Below are 20,772 nucleotides of genomic sequence, written 5' to 3' on the forward strand. Positions count from 1 at the left end.
GAACTATACGAGCGGTCGTCTAGGAATAGCAAGGTGCGCGTACGCGCGCTACGCGGAAGGCGGCTGGTGTCCTGTTCGCATCGCGCGGTCCACGCCGATCTCAGTCGTCGTCGACACCGCGTGCGGCGAGGGCTTCGCCCATCGCGTCGGCGGTGCGCAATGCCCGTACCAGCACGGGCGTAACCAGTGCGGTCGCCGACCACGACACCCCGCGGGCTCGCCGAGCCTCGCCGACATCGTGGACGATCTGCGCCAGCAACGGAACACACCGGATGGCCAATGCCAGAAGCAGGCTCACCCGCTCCGGATTCACTCCGACGCGGCGCAGCGGGCCGAGCGCACGGGTGAGCGCATCGAGCATGGCGCTCACCCGCGTGGTCACCGTGACCAGCGCCGCGAGGGCCACCGACACGAGCAACACCCCGCACACCACCACGGCCCGCGCCGGCGAGGTGGTGAGCAGCTGGAACACCCCGATGATCGCGGTCATCCACAGCACCGGGCGCACCTGGGCGAAGGCCACCCGCCAGGAGACGCGGGCGAGCGCGAACAGACAGGCCACCAGCGCCACGGCGACCAGCACAGCGAGTGGACCGCGGACGAACACCGTCATCGCGAGGATCGAGACCAGCAACAGCGCCAGCTTCACCCCCGCCGGCATCCGGTGCAGCGGCGAGTCGCCGGGGCAGTACAGGCCGATCATTCGATCAGGTGCCGATACGCGTCGATCGCCGCCGGCGGTGCGCCGTCGAAAACGACGCAACCGTTGTCCAGCACCACGACTCGATCGAACCCGTCGAGCAGTCCGAGCTGGTGGGTCACCACGATCACCTGCTGGTCGAGGGAGTTCAGCGCCTGCGAGACCCGTCGGGCATTGCGTAGATCGAGCAGCGTGGTCGGTTCGTCGGCCACGATCACCTCGGGCTCGCGAATCAGTGCGGAACCGATGGCCAGCAGCTGTTTCTGTCCACCGGAGAGCAGGTGCGCCGGGTGGTCGGTGTGCGCGGCGAGGCCGAATCGGTCGAGCATCCGCTGTACCCGGGCGGCGATATCGGTCTTGCTCAGGCCGCTGCGGCGCAGCGAGAACGCGAGGTCCTCGGCGACTGTCGGCATCACGATCTGGGTATCGGGGTCGGTGAACACGAAGCCGACCTTGCGCCGCACCTGCGCGCCCTTGCGGGCGACGTCGAGCCCGTCGACGGTGACGGTGCCCGCGGTCGGCTTCAGCAGTCCGTTGAGCATGCGGGCCAGCGTCGATTTGCCCGAGCCGTTGGCGCCGATGAAGCCGACCCGGCGTTCGGTGATCCGCAGATTTATCTCACGCAGCACGGTCCGGTCACCGAAACGATGCCCCACCGCGTCGACGACGATCTCGCTCACGACGCGCGGCGATCAGCCACGGATCAGCCCGGGATACGCGCGATGCACGCCCTTGGCGACGACCGTGGCGATCACGACCTTGGCGAGGTCACCCGGGATGAACGCGAAGTTGGTCGACACCGCCGCCCACGGGCTGAGATCGGTGCGCACCAGCAGTCCCGCGGTGCCGAACAGGTAGATGATCACGATGCCGCCGAGTGCGTTGATCAGCAGACCGAACACGATCGGATACTTCGGCAGGATCATGGCGGTCAACAGACCGATGACCAGCGTCGCCGGAATCCAGCCGATCAGGTAACCCGCCGTCGGCGAGGCCAGGGCGGTGAGTCCGGTGCGGCCGCCGGACAGCAGCGGCAGCCCGATCATGGTCAGTGCGATGAACACCGCCACCGCGGCCGTGCCCTTACGCGCGCCCAGGATCGCGCCGGTGAGGATCACCCCGAGCGTCTGCAGCGTGATCGGTACCCCGCTGAACCCGACGGTGATCGCGCCGGGCAGGCCGAGCGCGGCGATCAGGGCGGCGAACACCGCGATCTGCGCCATGTCCCGTGCGGTGAAGGTGGCTGCCCACTTCGGGGATTTCTCGACTTCGGGCACGGCAGACATCCTTCGCTACACAATTGAACAACGTTCAAGATAGCAGGCGACCAGGTCGGTCTCGCAACCGGAGCGTGTGGGCGGACCTCACACGGTCATTGATCCAGTCGCGCGTTGAGAATCCGGGCGATCTCGGCGATCGCACCTGGTTGGGTCATCTCGAGGTGGGCTGCGTCGATGTCGAAGCTCGACACCTGCCCGCGGACCACCCGCGCCCATCCCTCGTGACCCGCGACGTCGGATCGCCGGTCGCGTGTCGCGGTGAAATAGAGCATGTCGCTGTCCAAGACCGCCGGACGCCATGCACCGGCTGCCCGGACCGCCAGGTTGTAGGCGTCGGTCAGGCGCTGGATCCGTGCGGCGTCGATGCCGAGGCTGCTTCCCAGATGTCGTTCGATCAGGTCGGCAGCCTCCTCGGCCGTCGCATCGGGGTCGATGAAATCGACGCCCATGACCGGGCCGAGATTGCTGATCAGCTCGCCGGCCGTCACGGCGCGCAGCGTCGACTCGTCGACACCGCCGACTTCGGCGTCCAGCAGTGCCAGCAGCGCGACCTGTTCACCGGCGGCGCGCATCTCGACGGCAATGGCATGGGCGATCGCACCACCCAGTGACCAGCCGAGCAGGTGATAGGGGCCGTGTGGCTGAACCGCGCGAATCTCGTCGAAGTAGCGTGCTGCCATTTCTTCGATCGATGTAGGACCGGGGATCTCACCGCCGATCTGTGGCGCCTGGATGCCGTAGATCGGTCGGCCGTCGGAGAGGTAGCGGTCGAGTGTGCGGTAGCACCACGACAGGCCGACGGCCGGGTGGATACAGAACAGTGGCGCTCGGTCACCATCGGTCCGGATCGGCAACAGCGTGTCGAAGCCGGCATCGGTCCCGTCGACGGTCGAACCGGAGCGGATTCTGGATTCGATCCGCTTGGCCAGGTCGGCCGGGCAGGGATCGGACAGCATCCAGCTGATCGGCACCTCGTAGTCGAGTTCCTTGCGCAACTCGCTCACCACTTGCACCGACTTCAGCGAGTTACCGCCCAATGCGTAGAAGTCGTCGTCGGCGCCCACCCGATCCACGCCGAGCACCGTTCCGAAGGCCCGTGCGACCTCGCCTTCCAGCCACGACGCGGGCTCCCTGAACTCCGCTACCGAGAGCACCGGCTCCGGTAGCCGCAGACGGTCCAGCTTGCCCGACGAGTGGAAGGCCACCGAGTCGAGCACCATCATCGTGGCGGGCACCATGTAGTCGGGCAGTTTGGTCGCCGCGTGCGCGGCCACCGCCGCGGTATCGACCGTCGCGCCCGCGACAGGCACGAGGTAGCCGACCAGGTGCTCCATCGTACCGATGGGGCGCACCACCGCGATCGCCCGCGCGACGGTGGGGTGCTCGGAGAGTACTGCCTCGATTTCACCGAGTTCGATGCGCAGGCCGCGCAGCTTCACCTGGAAATCGGTGCGGCCCAGGTAATCCAATTCGCCGGTCCGGCGCCAGCGCACCAAGTCGCCGGTGCGGTACAGGCGCCTGCCGTCACCGTACGGATCGGGCACGAACCGCTCCGCGGTGAGGCCCGGGCGTGACTGGTAGCCGCGCGCGAGCTGGGTGCCCGCCAGGTACAGCTCCCCGGCGACGCCGGGCGGTACCGGATGCAACCGGTCGTCGAGGACGTATGCGCGCGTGTTCCATACCGGTGAGCCGATCGGCATGGTCGCGCTCTCGGCTTCGCTCACCCGATGCGCGGTCGAGCACACGGTGCATTCGGTCGGCCCGTACAGATTGTGCAACTCGACCCCGGGCACCATTCGCCGTGCCGCGGCCACCGTCTCGGGGTCGAATGCCTCACCGCCCACCAGCAGCGTCCGCACCGACTCGAGCGACTGCGCGGGCGCCATGTCCGCCAGTACCGCCACCATCGACGGCACCAGCGCGGCGACCGTGACCCGCTGGGCGGCGATGGTTTCGGCGAGATAGGCCGGGTCGGTATGCCCGTAGGCTCGCGCGATCACCAGCCGCGCGCCCGCCGCCAGCGGCGCGAACAACTCCCACACCGACATGTCGAACGTAGCCGGGGACTTCAGCAGGGCGACGTCTTTCGGCGTCAGCGCGTAGGTCTCGTTGACCCACCGCACCTGGTTGACCACTGAACAGTGCGATACCGCGACGCCTTTCGGTCGACCGGTCGACCCCGACGTGAAGATCACGTACGCGACATTGTGCGATCGCAGCGGCGCGAGCCGATCGGCGTCGGTGACCGGCCCGTCGTCGAATCCCGACAGCTCCAGCCCATCGAGAGACGACAGCTCCAGCGCCGGCGCGGCGATGGACAGCATGTAGTCGATGCGGTCGGCCGGCAGGTCCGGATCGACCGGCAGGTATCCGCCCCCGGCGGCGTGCACCGCGTAGATGGTGACGACCTGGTCCAGTGAACGCCGCATCCGCAGCGCCACCAACGACTCCGGCCCCACTCCGCGGGAGATCAACCACCGCGCCAACCGATTGACGCGGGACGCGAATTCCGCATAGGTCAGTGTCTGCTCTCCGGCTGTCACCGCGGGCCGATCCGCTCGCGCCAGCACGGAGTGAGCGAAGAGGGAGGGGAGCGTTTCCTCCGGCTGGAGGCTGTGATCGGTCGAATTCCACTGCGTCAGGATGGTTTCGCGCTCATCGTCGCCGAGCAGATCCACTTCGCGCACCGGCTGTGTCGCATCGGTCACCAGTTCGCCGAGCAATCGCAGCAGGCGATCGACGATCGCTGTCGCTGTCGTGGCGTCGAAGAGGTCGCTCGCGTAGATCACCCCGCCGCTGATGCCGGCCGGGTCACCGGCGGAGTCATAGGAATCCGACATCGTGATCAGCAGATCGAACAGCGCGATGTCGGTGTCGGCCGTCACGGCGGACGCCGAGAGCCCCGGAAGTTCGAACTGGGCCCCGCCGACGTTCTGGAATGCCAGCATCACCTGGAACAGTGGATGGTGGGCGTGCGACCGCACCGGGTTCAGCTCTTGCACCAGCCGCTCGAACGGAACATCGGCATGTCCGAACGCGGCCAGATCGGTCCCCCGCTGGTGTTCGAGCAGCTGGGTGAACGTCATCCCCGGCGTCAACCGGGTCCGCAGCACCAGGGTGTTGACGAACATCCCGACCAGATCGTCGAGTTCGGGCTCGCCGCGTCCGGCGAACGGAGTGCCGATCGCGATATCGTCCGTATCGGCCAGCCGGGCCAGCGTGGCCGCCAGCGCGGCATGGAAGACCATGAACAGCGTCGTGTTGTGTTCTCGCGCGACCTGCTGCAATCCCGCGTGCAGATCGGCACCGACACTGATCGGCACGCTCGCGCCCGCATGGGTCTGCACGGGCGGACGCGGTCGGTCGGTCGGCAGCCCCAGCAATACCGGGAGCTCGGCCAACTCGAGGGTCCAGTAGTCGATCTGGGCACGGAGCAGCGACTGGGGATCGTCTTCGGACCCCAATACCGTCCGCTGCCAGATCGCGTAGTCGGCGTACTGCACCGGCAACGGCGGCCGGCTCGGCGACTCCCCGAGCAGGTGAGCTGTGTACGCCGTCATCATGTCCCGTGCCAGCGGGCCGAGCGAGGACCCGTCGCAGGCGATGTGATGCACCACCACGGCCAAGACCCACTCGTCCCGCCCGAGCTCGAACAACCGCACCCGCACCGGCGCCTCGACCGTCACATCGAACACCGTCGAGACGAACGCCGACAACGACTCGGCCAGTTCGGGTTCCGCGACCGAGGTCACGGTCAGCGGCGGATACGCGTCAGCGGCGGAAAGGACCACCTGCGACGGCTCGCCGTCGGCATACGGGTATACGGTCCGCAGTACTTCGTGCCGATCCAGGACATCCTCGATCGCCGCGCGCAACGCGTCGAGATCCAGCTGTCCGGACAGCCGTAGCACCATCGGAATGCTGTAGGCGGCCGAGCCGGGCTCGAGCCGGTTCAGGAACCACATCCGCTGCTGTGCGTACGACAGGGGAATTCGCTGCGGCCGTGGCTGCGCGGTCAGCGCTACCCGACCGGTATCGGCGTGCGATTCGGCGCGCGCGGCCAGCCTCTCGACCGTCGGCGCTTCGAAGATCATCGACACCGGGATGGTCACGTCGAGCGCGGCACCGATCCGCGCGGCTACCCGGGTGGCCACCAGGCTGTTGCCGCCGAGGTCGAAGAAGTCGTCGTCGGCGCCGACGGGACCGTCGTTACCGAGGACGTCGGCGAAGACACCCGCCACTATTTCCTCCGCCGGTGACACCGGTGCCCGGAACCGCTTGGCCTGGACAACGGGTGCGGGCAGGGCCGCGCGGTCGAGCTTTCCGTTCGGCGACAGGGGGATCGCGTCGAGGATCATCACCGCGGCGGGCACCAGGTACGACGGCAGCGCCTCGACCAATGCCGCGCGCAACTGTTCGCCCGAGATGCTCGCGCCGGTTTCGGGGACCGCGTAGGACACCAATTGTGCCGGACCGGTGCCCGCACGCCACGGCACCGTGACCGCGTAGGCCACCTCCGCCCGAGCGCTCAGCACCGCGTCGATCTCGCCCAGCTCTACCCGGTAACCACGGATCTTCACCTGGAAATCGTTGCGCCCCAAGAACTCCAGATCGCCGTCGGTCTTCCAGCGCACCACATCACCGGTCCGGTACATGCGGCGTCCCGGTTCCCCGAACGCGAGCGCCACGAACCGCACCGCGTCGAGAGCAGCCCTGTTCAGGTACCCGCGCGCCAGCGCCGGACCCGCGAGATACAACTCTCCGGCCACCCCCACCGGCACCGGCCGCAGCCGGTCATCCAGGACCAGTGCCTGGATCCCCGGCAGCGGGACACCGATCGTCGGCCGATCATCCGGTTGCAGCGCGCGCGTCGCCGTGGCGAGCATCGTCGCCTCGGTCGGCCCGTACAGCACCTGGAACTCCCGGGCGCCCGCGACGTCGGTGCCCGCCCATCGGCTCACCAGATCCGCCGGGACCTCCTCACCACCGGACAACACCATCCGCAGGTCGTCGAGCCCGGCCGGATCCACCGACGCGAGCGCGGCCGGGGTGATGAAGGCGTGGGTGACCCGCTGCACGCGCAGGAACTCGGCCAGCTCGTCGCCGCCGTAGATCCCCGTCGGCGCCACGATCAGCGCACCGGCTCGACTGGCCGCGATCAGGATCTCCATCACCGCGGCGTCGAACGACGGCGACGCGAAATGCAACACCCTGGACGTGTGCCGCAGCTCTCGGTCGGCGCGCCGCCCGGCGACGAAGCCGGCGATGCCGGAATGTGTGATGGCGACGCCCTTCGGCACTCCGGTGGATCCGGAGGTGAAGACCACGTAAGCGACATCCGAGGCTCGCAACGGCCGCGTCCGCTCGTCGTCGCCGATCGGGCCGCCCGCCGCCGCGTCGATCCGCGCGGCGACGGCCGGGTCGTCGAGCACGATCCAGTCCACCGAATCGGGCAGCTGGGCACGCACCGACGACACCGTAACCCCCAGCGTCGCACCGGAATCCGACACCATCTGCTCGATTCGGCTGTCGGGGTAGCTCGGGTCGACCGGCACGTATGCCGCACCCGACCGCACCACCGCCCACCACGCGACGACCGACTCCGCCGACCGCGCTGCTGCCACCAGCACCGGATTCTCCGGTCCGGCGCCACGGCGGATCAGCACCCTCGCCAGCCGGCTCGATCGTTCGTCCAGCTGCGTATACGACAGCGTGGCATCCCCCGCGACGACGGCGATACCGTCGCCGTTGTCCCGGACGGCCGAGGTGAACACCTCCGGCAGCAATCCGGACGGTTCCAGCGCCGCCACGGTGTGCGCCCCGACCCGCGAGGTGAGCGACGAGCGCTCGTCGGCTTCCAGCCAGTCGATATCGCCGACTACTACGGCCGGATCGTCGGCGACGGCTTCCAGTACCCGCACCAGCCGCCGGACGATCGCCGCTGCGGTCACCTCGTCGAACAGATCCCGAGCATAGGTCAACATTCCCGACATGCCCTGCGCCACCGCGGCATTGCCGGATGAATCGGACAGCACCAGCTGCAGATCGAACTGGATCGCCTCGGTATCCACCTCTGCCCGGGCCACCCGGACGTCGGGCAGCACCACTTCGATCGTCGACACGTTTTGGAACGCCAAGGCCACCTGGAACAACGGATGTCGTGCCGCCGATCGCTCCGGGTTCAACTCCTCCACGACCCGCTCGAACGGCACGTCCGCGTGCTCGAACGCCAGCAGGTCCGTCTGCCGGGTGCGCATCAGCAACTCGGCGAACGGCTCGCCCGTATCCACGCGGGTCCGCAAGGCCAGCGTGTTCACGAACATCCCCACCAGATCGTCGAGACCAGGCTCGCCCCGTCCCGCGACCGGGGTGCCGATCACGACGTCATCGCTGCTGCTCAGCCGCCCCAACACCGCTGCCAGCGCCGCGTGCATCACCATGAACAGCGACGACCCTCGCGACCGTGCCAGCGCGACCAGCCGCTCGTGCAGGCTCGCACCGATCTCCACCGGTACCCGGCCTCCCGACAGCGATGCGACGGCCGGGCGTGGGCGGTCCGCCGGAAGTTCCAGCCGGTCCGGTGCACCCGCGAGCGTCGAGCGCCAGAACTCCAACTGCTCCGACATCAACGACGCCGGATCGTCCGCGGCCCCCAGCATCTGCCGTTGCCACCACGCGAAATCCGCGTACTGCACAGCGAGCGGCTCCCACAGCGGTGCCTGCCCGGCCAGTCGCGCGGCATAGGCCACCATCACGTCACGCGCCAGCGGCCCCATCGACTGACCATCGCCCGCGATGTGATGGACCACGAGCACCAGCAGGAATTCTCCTGTGTCACTGTCGCGCTCGGCGCCCAGCTCGAACAAGCCCACGCGCATCGGCACCCGGACGGTCACATCGAATCCACGCCGCACGAACTCGCCCACCACCTCCTGGACGGAATCCGCGGGCACTCGCACCGCCCGCACCGGCACCGCGGTCTCGTCGAGAACGACCTGGCGCGGCTCACCGGCGACTTCTGGATATATCGTCCGCAATACTTCGTGGCGCGCGACCACATCGGCGAGCGCGGCAGCCAGCGCTTCGGTGTCCAGCCGTCCGGACAGCCGCAGCATCACCGGAATGCTGTGCACCGCCGAATCCGGCTCGAACCGGTTCAGGAACCACATCCGCTGCTGGGCCAGCGACAGCGGCACGGAGTCGGGGTGGGCGCCCGGCAGCAGAGGCAACCGGCCCCCACCGCTGAGCGCCGCGGCGAGACCGGCCAATCCGCCGACGGTCGGCGCCTCGAAAACCGACCGCACCGGCACTCGCGTATCCAGGGCAGCGCCGAGGCGCGCCACCACCATCGAGGCGCTCAGGGAATCGCCGCCCAGCGCGAAGAAGTCGTCGTCGACTCCCACCCGGTCCACGTCGAGCACCTGCTCGAATGTCCGCGCGACCAACTCCTCCAACCCCGGCGACGGCGCCCGGAATTCTCGCGTGACGGACACCGGCTCGGGCAGCCGCTCGCGATCCAGCTTCCCGTTGACGGTCAGCGGCACCTCGTCCAGCACCATCACCGTGGACGGCACCATGTACCGGGGCAGCACCTCGGCCAGTGCCGCACGCAACTGCTCGCCCGATACCTGCGTCCCCGGCGCGGGCACGACATAGGACGCCAGCACCGCCGCTCGCCCGCCGTCGCGGCGCGGCACCGTGACCGCGTACGCCACATCCGCCCGCGCATCGAGCACCGCGTCGATCTCCCCCAGCTCGATCCTGGTGCCGTGCACCTTCACCTGAAAATCGTTGCGCCCCACGAATTCCATCTCGCCGTCGACGCCACGGCGCACCACGTCACCGGTGCGGTACATCCGCTGGCCCGGCTCCGCGAACGGGCACGCGACGAACCGCGACGCGGTCAACCCCGTCCTGGCGGCGTACCCGTCGGCCAAGCCGGGACCGAACAGATACAGCTCGCCCTCGACACCGTGCGGCACGGGCCGCAACCAGGTATCGAGCACGACGACCGCGACGGGGCCGACCGGCCTGCCGATCGTGATCGCGGCATCGGGGGCCAGTGCGTCGCTGGCGGTAGCCCAGATCGTGCTTTCGCTCGGCCCATAGAGATTGACCATGGTGCGGTGCGGCGCCCACCGATCGACCAGTTCCGGCCCGACCGGCTCACCGGCTGTCGCCAGCACGCGCAGCCCGTCGAGACCGTCACACGAGACTGTCGCCAGCGCAGAGGGAGTGATCACCACGTGCGAGATATGTTCGCGCCCGATCAGATCCGCCAGCTCGGGTCCGGCGTAGACATCGGGAGGCGAGACGACCAGTCGGCCGCCCGAGCCGTGCGCCATCAACAACTCGAACACCGAGGCGTCGAAGCTGGGCGAGGCTACCTGCAGCACCACCGAACTCGGGTCGACGCCGAGAATCCGCCGCTGCGCCGCGACGATATCGGCCAGGCCGCGATGGCTGACGAGCACACCCTTGGGCATACCGGTCGACCCGGAGGTGTAGCTCACGTACACGGTCTGATCCCGCCGGATCGGACCGCCGCGTTCGGCATCGGTGATCGGCACCGCGGCAACCGAATCCGCGGCGTCGAGCATCTGCTCCTGGTCGAGGACCAGCCAGTCGACGCCATCGGGAAGGTGTGCCCCGGCGGAGGAGTCGGTCAGCCCGAGCACGGCTTTCGAATCCGACAGCAGAAAGTCGATCCGCTCCGGCGGCAGGGTCGGGTCTATCGGCAGGACTGCGGCACCGGTCTTCGCCACAGCCCACAGGGTCACCGTCGCCGCCAGGGATCGCGGAAGCACCGAGGCGACGACCTGTCCACGCCGGACGCCGTGCCGCAGCAGGACCCGGGCCAGACGTGCGGATCGCTCGTCGAGCCGCCGGTACGTCATGGCGGTCGCACCGCATCGCACGGCGATGGCGTCGGGTTCGGCGGTAGCGCACGCGGTGAGGATCCGGTCCAGCGTGTCCGGGATTTCCGGTTCCGCACCCGAAACCGGCCACGACGGCCCCGGTTCCTGGTCGAGCGGCAGCTCACCCAGCCGTAGGTCGGCGTCGACGGCGATCCGGCCGAGCAACTCGACGAAGCGGTCGAGGATCCGGCGCGCCGCCGCGGTGTCGAACGCGCGGTCGTGGAATCGCAGGGTGATCCGCAGTGCCTGTGCTTCGCCGTGCACGGACTGTTTCGGCGCCACGACCAGGCTCAGCGGGTACGGCGTCGCGTCGACACCGCTGAGTTCGTCCACCCGCAGGCCCGCCGACTCGATTAGTTGCTGTAGTGCCGTCCGGTCGACGGGGAACGATTGGAAGGTGACGGCGGTGTCGAAGAGTTCGGGCAGACCGACGCTGCGGTGAATCTCGGGCAGGCCGATGTGGTGATGATCCAGCATGCGAGCGTGCCGCTCCTGAATGCCGGTCAGCAACTCGCGCACCGTCATGGTGGGTTCGAGCGGGACTCGCACGGGAATCGTGGTCAAGAACATGCCGAGCGTCTGCTCGACCCGCGGTAACTCCGGTGGCCGTCCCGACACCGCGGATCCGAAGATCACATCGGTCTCACCGGTCAGGACGCGAAGATTCAGGGCCCAGGCCGCGGCGACCGCCGTATTGATGGTGACGGCCGACTCGGCTGCCACTCGACGGAGACCTCCGAAACGATCTGCCGTCAGCTCGGCCTCGATTTCGGCGGCGGATACCGAACCCGTCGCGAGCACGTCGCGCGACACCCGGGTGGGTGCATCGACATCCGAAAAGGCCTGTGCCCATGCCGCCTTGGATGCGGCGGCGTCCTGGCGCCCCAGCCAGGACAGATAGTCGCGGTAGGAGGGTGCGGGTCCGGCGGAGTCGATATGGGCGGGAGACCCGTAGTAGTCGAGCAGTTCTCGCATCAGCAGCGGCATCGACCAGCCGTCCAGGATCACATGGTGATTCGTGACGAGCAGCCGGAAGGACCCCGCGTCGAGACGGATCAGCGTCAAGCGCAGGAGCGGAGGAGCCGACAGGTCGAATCCCGCCGCCGCGTCCGCCGCGGCGATCGTTGCCGGGTCGGCCGGGGATTCCGCGTCGCGGTCACCGGCGAGATCGATCTCCCGGAATCCGATCTCGGCATGGTCGAGCACGATCTGACGGGGCCCGCCCGCGGTCTCCACGAACGCGGCCCGCAGGATGTCGTGCCGGTCGACCACGGCCTGAGCGGCACGGCGCAAGCGCTCACCGTCGACCTCGCCGGAAAATCCGATCATCGTCTGGACGGTGTAGTTGTCCCCGGCATCCGGGTCGAACGTCGAGTGGAAATGCACACCGGACTGCATGGGCGACAACGGCCAGACGTCGGACAGGCCGTGGTATTGCTGCTCGAGCCGATCGATGTCGGGTTGGGTGAGGGCGACGAGCGGAGAATCCGAGGCGCGTTCCACCGGCGGGGCCCCATCGCCGTCGGCCATCGCGGCGAGGGCGGCAACTGTCTTGCCTTCGAAGACATCTCGCGGCGTGAGCGTGAGCCCGGCGGATCGCGCCAGCGCCACCAGTCGCATCGAGACGATGCTGTCCCCGCCGAGCGCGAAGAAATTGCTGTCGGCGGACACGGTGTCGAGATGGAGCACGTCGGCGAAGAGTTTCGCCATGACCTGTTCGGTATGCGTCGACGGCATTCTGCCGTCCGCGGCGTGGGCATCGAAGGACCTCTGCCGCAATGCTTTCCGATCGAGCTTTCCGGTCGGTGTGCGCGGCATCTCTTCGAGCTGCACGATCGCCGCGGGGTTCATATAGCGCGGTAGCGTGCGCGACAGATCGTCGCCGAGTGCCACCACGTCGACCACGGCGCCCGAGGCGGAGACGAAATAGGACACCAGCACCGGTTCGTCGGCAGGCCCCTTCACCACGACGGTCGCGACGCTCGCCACCTCCGGGTGCAGAGCCAGGTGCGCATCGATTTCCCCCGGCTCGATCCGCAGACCGTGGATCTTGACCTGCTGATCGCCTCGACCCAGATATTCCAGTGCCAATCCGGCGCGACCGCGCACCCAGCGCACGGAATCACCGGTGCGGTAGATCCGTTCGCCGCGAAGCGATCGCGGATCCGCGACGAAGCGCGACGCGGTCACACCCGGTCGACCGACGTACCCGCGGGCGAGTCCGGGCCCACCTATATACAGTTCGCCCACGACACCGACCGGCACCGGTCGCAGCCACCGGTCCAGAACCATCGCCGACGCGCCCCGGATCGGGCCGCCGATCGTCACCAGTTCGCCGGGTACCAGAGCGTCCGACCCCGTCGCCCAGATCGTGCACTCGGTCGGTCCGTAATGATTCATCAGCCGTCGGCCGTGCCCCCACCGGTTCACGGTGTCCGGCTCGGTCGCTTCGCCGACGACCGCGAGCGATGTCAACGACGGTGTCCGGGACGGATCCATGGTTTTCAGCACCGACGGGGTGATGATCGCGTGCGACACCTGCTGCGACCGAAGCAATTCCTCGAGGTCGGTCCCGGCGTACACCTCCGGCGGCGACACCACGAGACCGGCGCCACTCCCGTGCGCCAACAGCAACTCCGACAAGCAGGCGTCGAAGCCCGGCGACGCGACCTGCAGCACCACCGAACCCGGACCGACACCGAAGGCGTCGACCTGCGCCGCGACGAGGTCGGCCAGGCCGCGATGGCTGAGGTGGACCGCCTTCGGTTTGCCGGTCGATCCGGACGTATAGATCACGTATGCCGCGTTGTCGGCCGACAGCCGATCAGCCCCGGCCGAGACTTCGGACAGACGGGGAAGATTTTCGTCAGCATCCGTAGCCGCAGCGTCCAGCGTCAACCAGTCGACAGTGTCCGGAAGGCTCGGTGCGACATCGCTGGTCGTCACGCCGAGACCGGTCCGGGAGTCGGACAACAACTCCGCGATCCGCGCGGCGGGATTGCCGGGATCCAACGGCAGGAAGGCGGCGCCTGTCTTCGCCACCGCCCAGATGGCGACCACCAGTTCAGCCGAACGGGGAACAGCCAACGCGACGATCGACTCGGCGCGAGCACCATGGCGGGCCAGCAGATGTGCGAACTCGTCGGCGCGGCGCTCCAGCTCACGATAGGTCCACGTGGTGTCGCCGCACCGCAGGGCCACGGCATCCGGATACCTGCGCGCGGTCCCCCACAGGATGTCGCGCAGCACGAGCTCCGCGGCGGGCGGCTCCTCGCTGCCGACCGAAAGCAGTTCCGCGCGTTCGGAATCCCAGCAGGAGGAGATCGCGGCGACGTTGCGGGCGGGATTCCTGACGATCTGCGTGAGAAGAAGCTCGAAGCGTTCGAGCAGCGTACGGACCTCGGCCGAATCGAATCGGTCGGTGGCGAATTTCAGCGTCACCGTGTAGGTGCTCGGCTCGTCGGCGGCATCCGATCGCCGGTCGCGACTCGACCGCGGCGGGGACACCTGCAAACTCAGTGGATACGGCGTGGCGTCGTGTGCGTCGATCTCGACGAACCGCAAGCCGGCGTCGGAGAGATTGCGCGCCAGCAGTTCCCGGTCGAGCGGATAGGACTCGAGCACCGTCGCGGTGTCGAACATATCGGTGATGCCGGTGGCCCGTTGCAGCTCCGCCAAGCCGATGTACTGATGATCCAGCATGGCTGCTTGCTCGGATTGCACGCGGACGAGCAGGTCGCCGACGGTTTCGCCGGGTTCGAGGCGGACTCGGACGGGCAGCGTGTTGACGAGAAGCCCGACCATGCGCTCGACATCCGGAATCTGCGGCGGGCGGTGCGCGATCGTATTGCCGAAGACCACATCCGACCGTCCGGTCAGCGCGGCCACCAGCAGTGCCCATGCCACCTGCAGGGCCGTGTTGGCGGTGACGCCGTGTGAGCGGCCCAGATCGAGAAGCGCTGCGGTGGTCGCCGCGTCCAGGTTCAGGTCGACCTCACCGACGTGCGCGGCGACGGACCGATCCGGCCTGCCCGTGACCCGTGTCGGACTGTCGATTCCGGCGAGCGTCTCCCGCCACGCGGCGATTGCGGCGTCGCGATCCTGCGCCTGCAGCCACCGCAGATACTCCCGGTACGAACGAGGGGGCGCGAGCTCGGCGGTGTCGCCATCGGAGGTGTACAACGAGAGCAGCTCGTGGATCAGCAGAGGCATCGACCAGCCGTCGAGCACGAGGTGGTGGTTGGTGACCAGCAACTGGAAAGTATCGACGCCGGTGCGCACGAGGTGGAAACGCACCAGCGGTGGATGCGCCGGGTCGAACGGAGCCACGGCCGCCCTCGCGAGTCGCCGAAGTGCTCGCGCCCGCCTGCCCCCATCGCTGATGCCGGCGAGATTCGACTCGCCCCAATCGACTTCGGTGTCGCGCAGGACGATCTGCCGTGGCCCATCGACACTCTCGACGAACGCCGTCCGCAGGCTGTCGTGCCGGTCGATGAGCACCTGCGCGGCGCGGCGCATCCGCGCACCGTCCACCTGCCCGGCGAAGGTCAGCGCCACCTGCACGATGTAGCCGTCGTCGCCGTCGCGGTCGTAGATGGTGTGGAACAGCAGCCCGGACTGCAAGGCGGTGAGCGGCCACACATCGATCATCGACGGGTATTTCCCCAGCCAGTGGTCGACATCGTCCTGCGATACGGCGGTGAGCGGGAAGTCGGAGGGCGTGAAGCCGTAGCCGGTGTCGGATCGGACGTGGTCGGCGAGTGCCCCCAGCGCGCGAGCCCACAGCCCGGTGAGCTCGTCGACCTCCTCGGCACCCAATATCTGCGAGGCGAATTCCCAGGTCACGTCGAGTTCGAGCCCGTCGCGACCTTCCTCGGCGATCGCGTTGACATCGAGCACGGCCGGCAGCGCCATCCCCGGATCGCTCGTCGCGGTCAGTGCGGTGAACTCGGTGGTGGGCGCCCAGGGCATCGAGCGTTCAGCGACACTGACCCGCCCGAGGTAGTTGAAGCTGATCTGAGGTTCGGGCAAGTCCGCGAGCTCGGCGCGGCCCTGGGGATCGAGATGACGCAGCACCTGGTAGCCGATGCCGTTGTCCGGCACCGCGCGCAACTGCTCCTTCACCTGTTTGATCGCCAGTCCAGCACCTGCGCCGCCGGCCAGCGCGTCATCGAGATCGACACCGTCCCAGTCGATCCGGACCGGGAAGCGGGTGGTGAACCAGCCCACGGTGCCACTGAGATCGACGCCGGGCACGGCCCGCTCCTCACGGCCGTGTCCCTCCAGCGAGATCAGCTCGCCCGCGGTCGCCTCCGTACCGCGCCTGCGCCGCCACTCACCGAGTGCCAGTACCAGCGCCGCGATCAGCGGATCGTTGGCACTGCAGTGGAAACGGTCCGGAATGGTGGTGAGAACCGCCTCGGTGACCGCTGCCGGAATGCGCTGGTGGACCCGGCCCGCCGTGGCGCCGACGTCACGATCCGGAACCAGACGGCGCGATCCGAGAAGCTGATCACCCCGCGCGAGGACGTCGTTCCACCTGTCGAGCTCCGCCGACCGTCTGCCCGGCGCCCACTCGACCAGGCCGTGCGCCCACCGCCGGAACGAGGTGGTGATCGGGCCGAAATCCGGTTCGCCGCCGTCGGAGATCTGCGCCCAGGCCCGCGCGAGGTCGGCGAGGAGGATGCGCCACGACACCACGTCGACGGCGAGATGGTGAACCACCAGCCACATCAGGTCGGGTCCCGAGCCGTGGAGATCCCGCATCCAGACGGCTTGAACGAGCACACCCTTGCCCGGGTCCAATCGATCGGCGGCCTGCTGCAGGTGGCGGTCGACCTCGGCGGCGTCCCGTCGATCGAGGCGAACATCGGCAAGCGCGGCGTCCGGGTCGACCGCGTTCGGCTCGAGTACCTCGACGTAGCGATCAACCGAATCGCCGCGCAAGACCGCGCGCAGCATGTCGTGGCGGTCCAGCAGGGATCCCACTGCGCGCACGAGGCCCGCTCGATCGACCCCATCGGGCAGCTGCACGAGCGCGGCCTGCGCGAATCGGTCGTAATGACCCCGATCCAGCATCGCGCACATGATCGGCGACAACGGCAGCGGCCCGACGCCGCCGCCGGGCAACTCGGCCAACTCGGGCGTATCGCTTGATTTCGTCGCCGTGGCCGCCAAGCCCGCAACGGTCTTGTGCACGAACACATCCTGTGTGGAGAAACTCAGGCCATCGGCTTTGGCCCGCGCCACCAGCTGGATCGACAGAATGCTGTCGCCGCCCAGGGCGAAGAAGCTGTCGTCCGCCCCGACCAGAGGCACGCCGAGCACCTCGGTGAACAGCCGTGCGATCGCCTTCTCCCTGGCGGTGGCCGGCGGCCTGCCGACCGGCGCGGTCCCGAACTCCGGCTTCGGCAGAGCGCTGCGATCGAGCTTGCCGAAGGCGTTCACCGGGAGGCTGTCCAACGCGATGATCACCGCCGGAACCATCTGCGGCGGCAGCGAATCACGGGCGAAGCGCTGGAGTTCGAGCGGTTCGATCCGACGGCCGCTGACCGGGACCACATACGACGCCAGCACGGTCGTGCCCGCGTTGTTGTGCACCGGCACCGTCACGGAAAGATCCACGTCCTCGTGTGTGGTGAGCGCGGTGTCGATTTCACCCGGTTCGATCCGGTAGCCACGGATCTTGACCTGGAAGTCGCCGCGTCCCAGCAATTCCAGCGCCATCTCGGCGTTGTCGCCGGTCCAGCGCGCGATGTCGCCGGTGCGGTACATCCGCTCGCCCGCGCCGCCGTACGGGTCCGCGACGAACCGGGCGGCGGTTTCGACGAACAGATGGCTGTATCCGCGGGCCAATCCCGGCCCGGCGAGATACAGCTCGCCCGCGGTGCCGTTCGGCACCGGTTGGAGCGTTCGGTCCAGCACCATCGCCGCGACGCCACGAAGGGGGCCACCGACCAGGTGGGCGTGACCGGGTCCGAGCACGCCGCCGGCGGCGGTCACGGTGGCCTCGGTGGGACCGTATTCGTTGTACATGGACAACGACGACGCCCACCGCTCGATGACGTGCGGTGGACAGACGTCGCCGCCGACCACGAGCACGCGCACGTCGGTCGCCGGATGCGGGTCCACGGTCGCCAGCATCGTGGGCGTCAGGGTCAGGTGGGTCACGTGCTCGTCGGCCAGCAGTCGCGTGAGCGGCTCGCCGCCGGTCACCTCGGGCGGCACGATCACCAGCGCGGATCCGCTCGCAAAGCAGGTCAGAAACTGTTCCATGGAGGCGTCGAAACTGGGCGAGAGCGCATACGACACCCGAGAGGTCGCGTCTATTCCGTAGGTGGCGGCGCGGTCGGCAATCAGATTCGCGAGGCCGGTGTGCGTGACCTGAACGCCTTTCGGCGTTCCGGTGGATCCCGAGGTATAGGTGATGTAGGCGATGTTGGACGGGCGCAGTGGCCGGATACGGTCGTCGTCGGAAATCGGCCCGCTGTCGGCGCCGCCTTCCCCCAGGGTCGCGGGATCATCGAGAACCACGCACCGCGTGGCCGGTGGGACTCGGTCGCGCAAGTCGTCGATCGTGATCGCCACGGTCGCGCCGCTGTCGGCGACCATGTGTTCTACCCGCTTGCGCGGGTACTCGGGGGCCAGCTGGACCACCGCGGCCCCGCATTTCGCGATCGCCCATGTCGCCACCACGGATTCGACCGAGCGTCGCAGCATGATCGCCACCGCCGCATCCGGGCCACAACCCAGAGCTATCAGATGCCGGGCCAGCTGGGAGGATCTGTCGTCCAGCTCGCCGTAGGTCATCGTCTGCCCGGCCGAGACGATCGCGCACGCACTGCGATCCCGGCGCGCGCTCTCGGTCAGAATCTCGGGAAGCAGCCGTGTTTCGACTCCGCTCGGCCCCCGCACCCGCGGCAGGGTGGACCGCTCGTGTACGTCGAGCAGCGACAATCCGCTGACTCGACATTCCGCTCCCCCGGCGAGGAACTCGTGCAGGAACATGCGGAACCGCCGGTGGTGACCCGCGAGCTCGTCCGGGGTGTAGGCGTTCGGATTTCCCTGGAAGTCGATATGCGTACTGTCTTTGCCCGCACCCGGGTAGATATTGACGAAAAGGTCGGCGGTAGGGCCTGAGGTGAGGACGTTGAGGCGGCCTGTCGTGTTGCCGAGCACAACCTCGTTCTCGATCAGCATCAGGTTCACGGCAGGCCCGAAGGACGCCGCCTCGTCGCGCGCGATCCCCATATCGTGGAATATGTCCTCCTGGCGGTAGCGCTGCCGCCGCAGTGCACTCGTCAACTCACTTTGCACCGCGGCGATCAGTTCACCGACGTTGCGGCCGGCCACCCGCACCCGCAGCGGCACCACATTCGCCACCATCCCCCCGGAACGGCGCAGCACGGCGGAGTGCCGACCCGAAACCGGCAGGCTCAGCATCACTTCGTCGCTTCCGGTCATCCGCGCGAGATAGGCGGCGAACGCCGCGACGATGGTCGGAGCCACGCTCTGACCATGTTCGAGCGCGACGCTTGTCAGCAGACGCGCGGTGGCGTCGGGCAGCTCTGTGCTGACCAGCGCCGGATGGATGGTGGGCTTGCTGACGCGACCGGCCAGGCTGACGGCGGGCGGCGCGCCTGCCAGATGCTCCAGCCAGTAGTTGCGGTCGTTGTCGAAACGTGTCGAACCCCGGTACGCCAGGTCCTGCTCGACGATGACCTCCAGGTCCTGCGCCGCGCACGATGCCGGTTCCTCGGACTTCACCCAAGCGTTGTACAGCTCGGTCATCCTGTGCAGCATCGTTACCGCGGCGAATCCGTCGAGCGCGATGTGGTGCGCGCGCTGGTACCACAGGACATGGTCCTCGCCGACCCGGAACACGATGCTCGTCACGAGGTCGTCGTTCAGCATGTCCAGCGGAGCGGAATAGTCCTGAGCCATCATCGCGCGCGCGGTCGCCACCGGATCGGCATGATGGCGCAGGTCCACGACCGATACCGGACCTCCACGGTCCTCGTCGACGAACTGACAGGGCTCTCCATCGACCTCGATCAGTCGCGTATGCCCGGATCCGAACTCGCGACTGGCGGTTCTGCAGGCCTCGGCAAGCAGTTCGGCGTCCACCTCTCCGACGACCTCGACGTATTGGGCCACAGAAATCGGTGACGATTCGGTGAGGTGCTGGGCAAACCAGATCCCCCGCTGCGCCGCCGTCAGCGGAAAGATTTCGAATGACGGGTGTCCGCTGCCGTTGGACCCAGCACCGGAACCGTTACCGGAGTCCTTTTTTTGGGAATAGCGGAATGAGCCGATTTCCAACCGCTTCGACCGGTCCTGGCTGTCATCGATGCGACTCTTTCGGCCCATTTCGACCTCCCCTCTTACAGCTCACTTCAAGATGTCGATTATATAGCCACAAAGTTGCCGAATCCGATTTCCGGAACCTTTCAACATGGTCACGAACACAGAAAGGACGTTTAGGACGTCGCCGCCGTGGCGATCGGCACCCCGACCTGGCCGACCCCTGTTCGACATCCTCTCCGATGGGCCGTCCCGACCGTCCGCCCAGAGTCGGATCACCCGCGGTACATGCATCGGGTACCGAATTCAGCACGATTCGGAATCGATCCACAAAGGTGGCGCAGACACTTGCCGCACCGCTCCGATCGCTATACCGTGTCGTGGGGGCTGTGGACCGAATCCCCGGCCGCAGCATTCCCGAACACGTGAATGCCAATAGTTAACTGCAATGATTCTAGCGCTGGTCGAAGAAACCGATGCATCGCCGGATCGTCCAGAAGTTATTTGATTTGCGATGCTAAATATCCGCTCGCCCTCCGGTGGCGAGCGGAGAAAAGTCCATTTTGCGAAA

Annotated in this window: 4 protein-coding genes; all 4 read right to left on the bottom strand. The window is 67.9% G+C overall.

All coding sequences use genetic code 11. The annotated features are described in order from the left end of the window. Nucleotides 1–100: 100 nt before the first annotated feature. Nucleotides 101–703, bottom strand: coding sequence for an energy-coupling factor transporter transmembrane component T family protein (locus ACWDXS_RS19370; RefSeq protein WP_449967375.1), 603 nt, complete (start codon nt 701–703; stop codon nt 101–103). Beyond that, nucleotides 700–1,380 carry an energy-coupling factor ABC transporter ATP-binding protein gene (locus ACWDXS_RS19375; RefSeq protein ID WP_449967378.1) on the bottom strand — a complete coding sequence of 227 codons (681 nt, stop codon included), beginning with the start codon at nt 1,378–1,380 and terminating at the stop codon, nt 700–702. Before ACWDXS_RS19375 ends, ACWDXS_RS19370 begins: the two co-directional genes overlap by 4 nt. Nucleotides 1,381–1,392: 12 nt before the next feature. Further along, entirely contained in the window at nt 1,393–1,986 is a 594-nt protein-coding gene (locus ACWDXS_RS19380) for a biotin transporter BioY (RefSeq protein ID WP_387442451.1), read from the bottom strand. Nucleotides 1,987–2,072: 86 nt separating this feature from the next. Further along, on the bottom strand, nt 2,073–20,219 hold the full coding sequence (locus ACWDXS_RS19385; protein WP_449967501.1) for an amino acid adenylation domain-containing protein: 18,147 nt from the start codon (nt 20,217–20,219) through the stop codon (nt 2,073–2,075). Nucleotides 20,220–20,772: the final 553 nt, after the last annotated feature.

It is taken from the genome of Nocardia sp. NPDC003183, assembly GCF_053590715.1.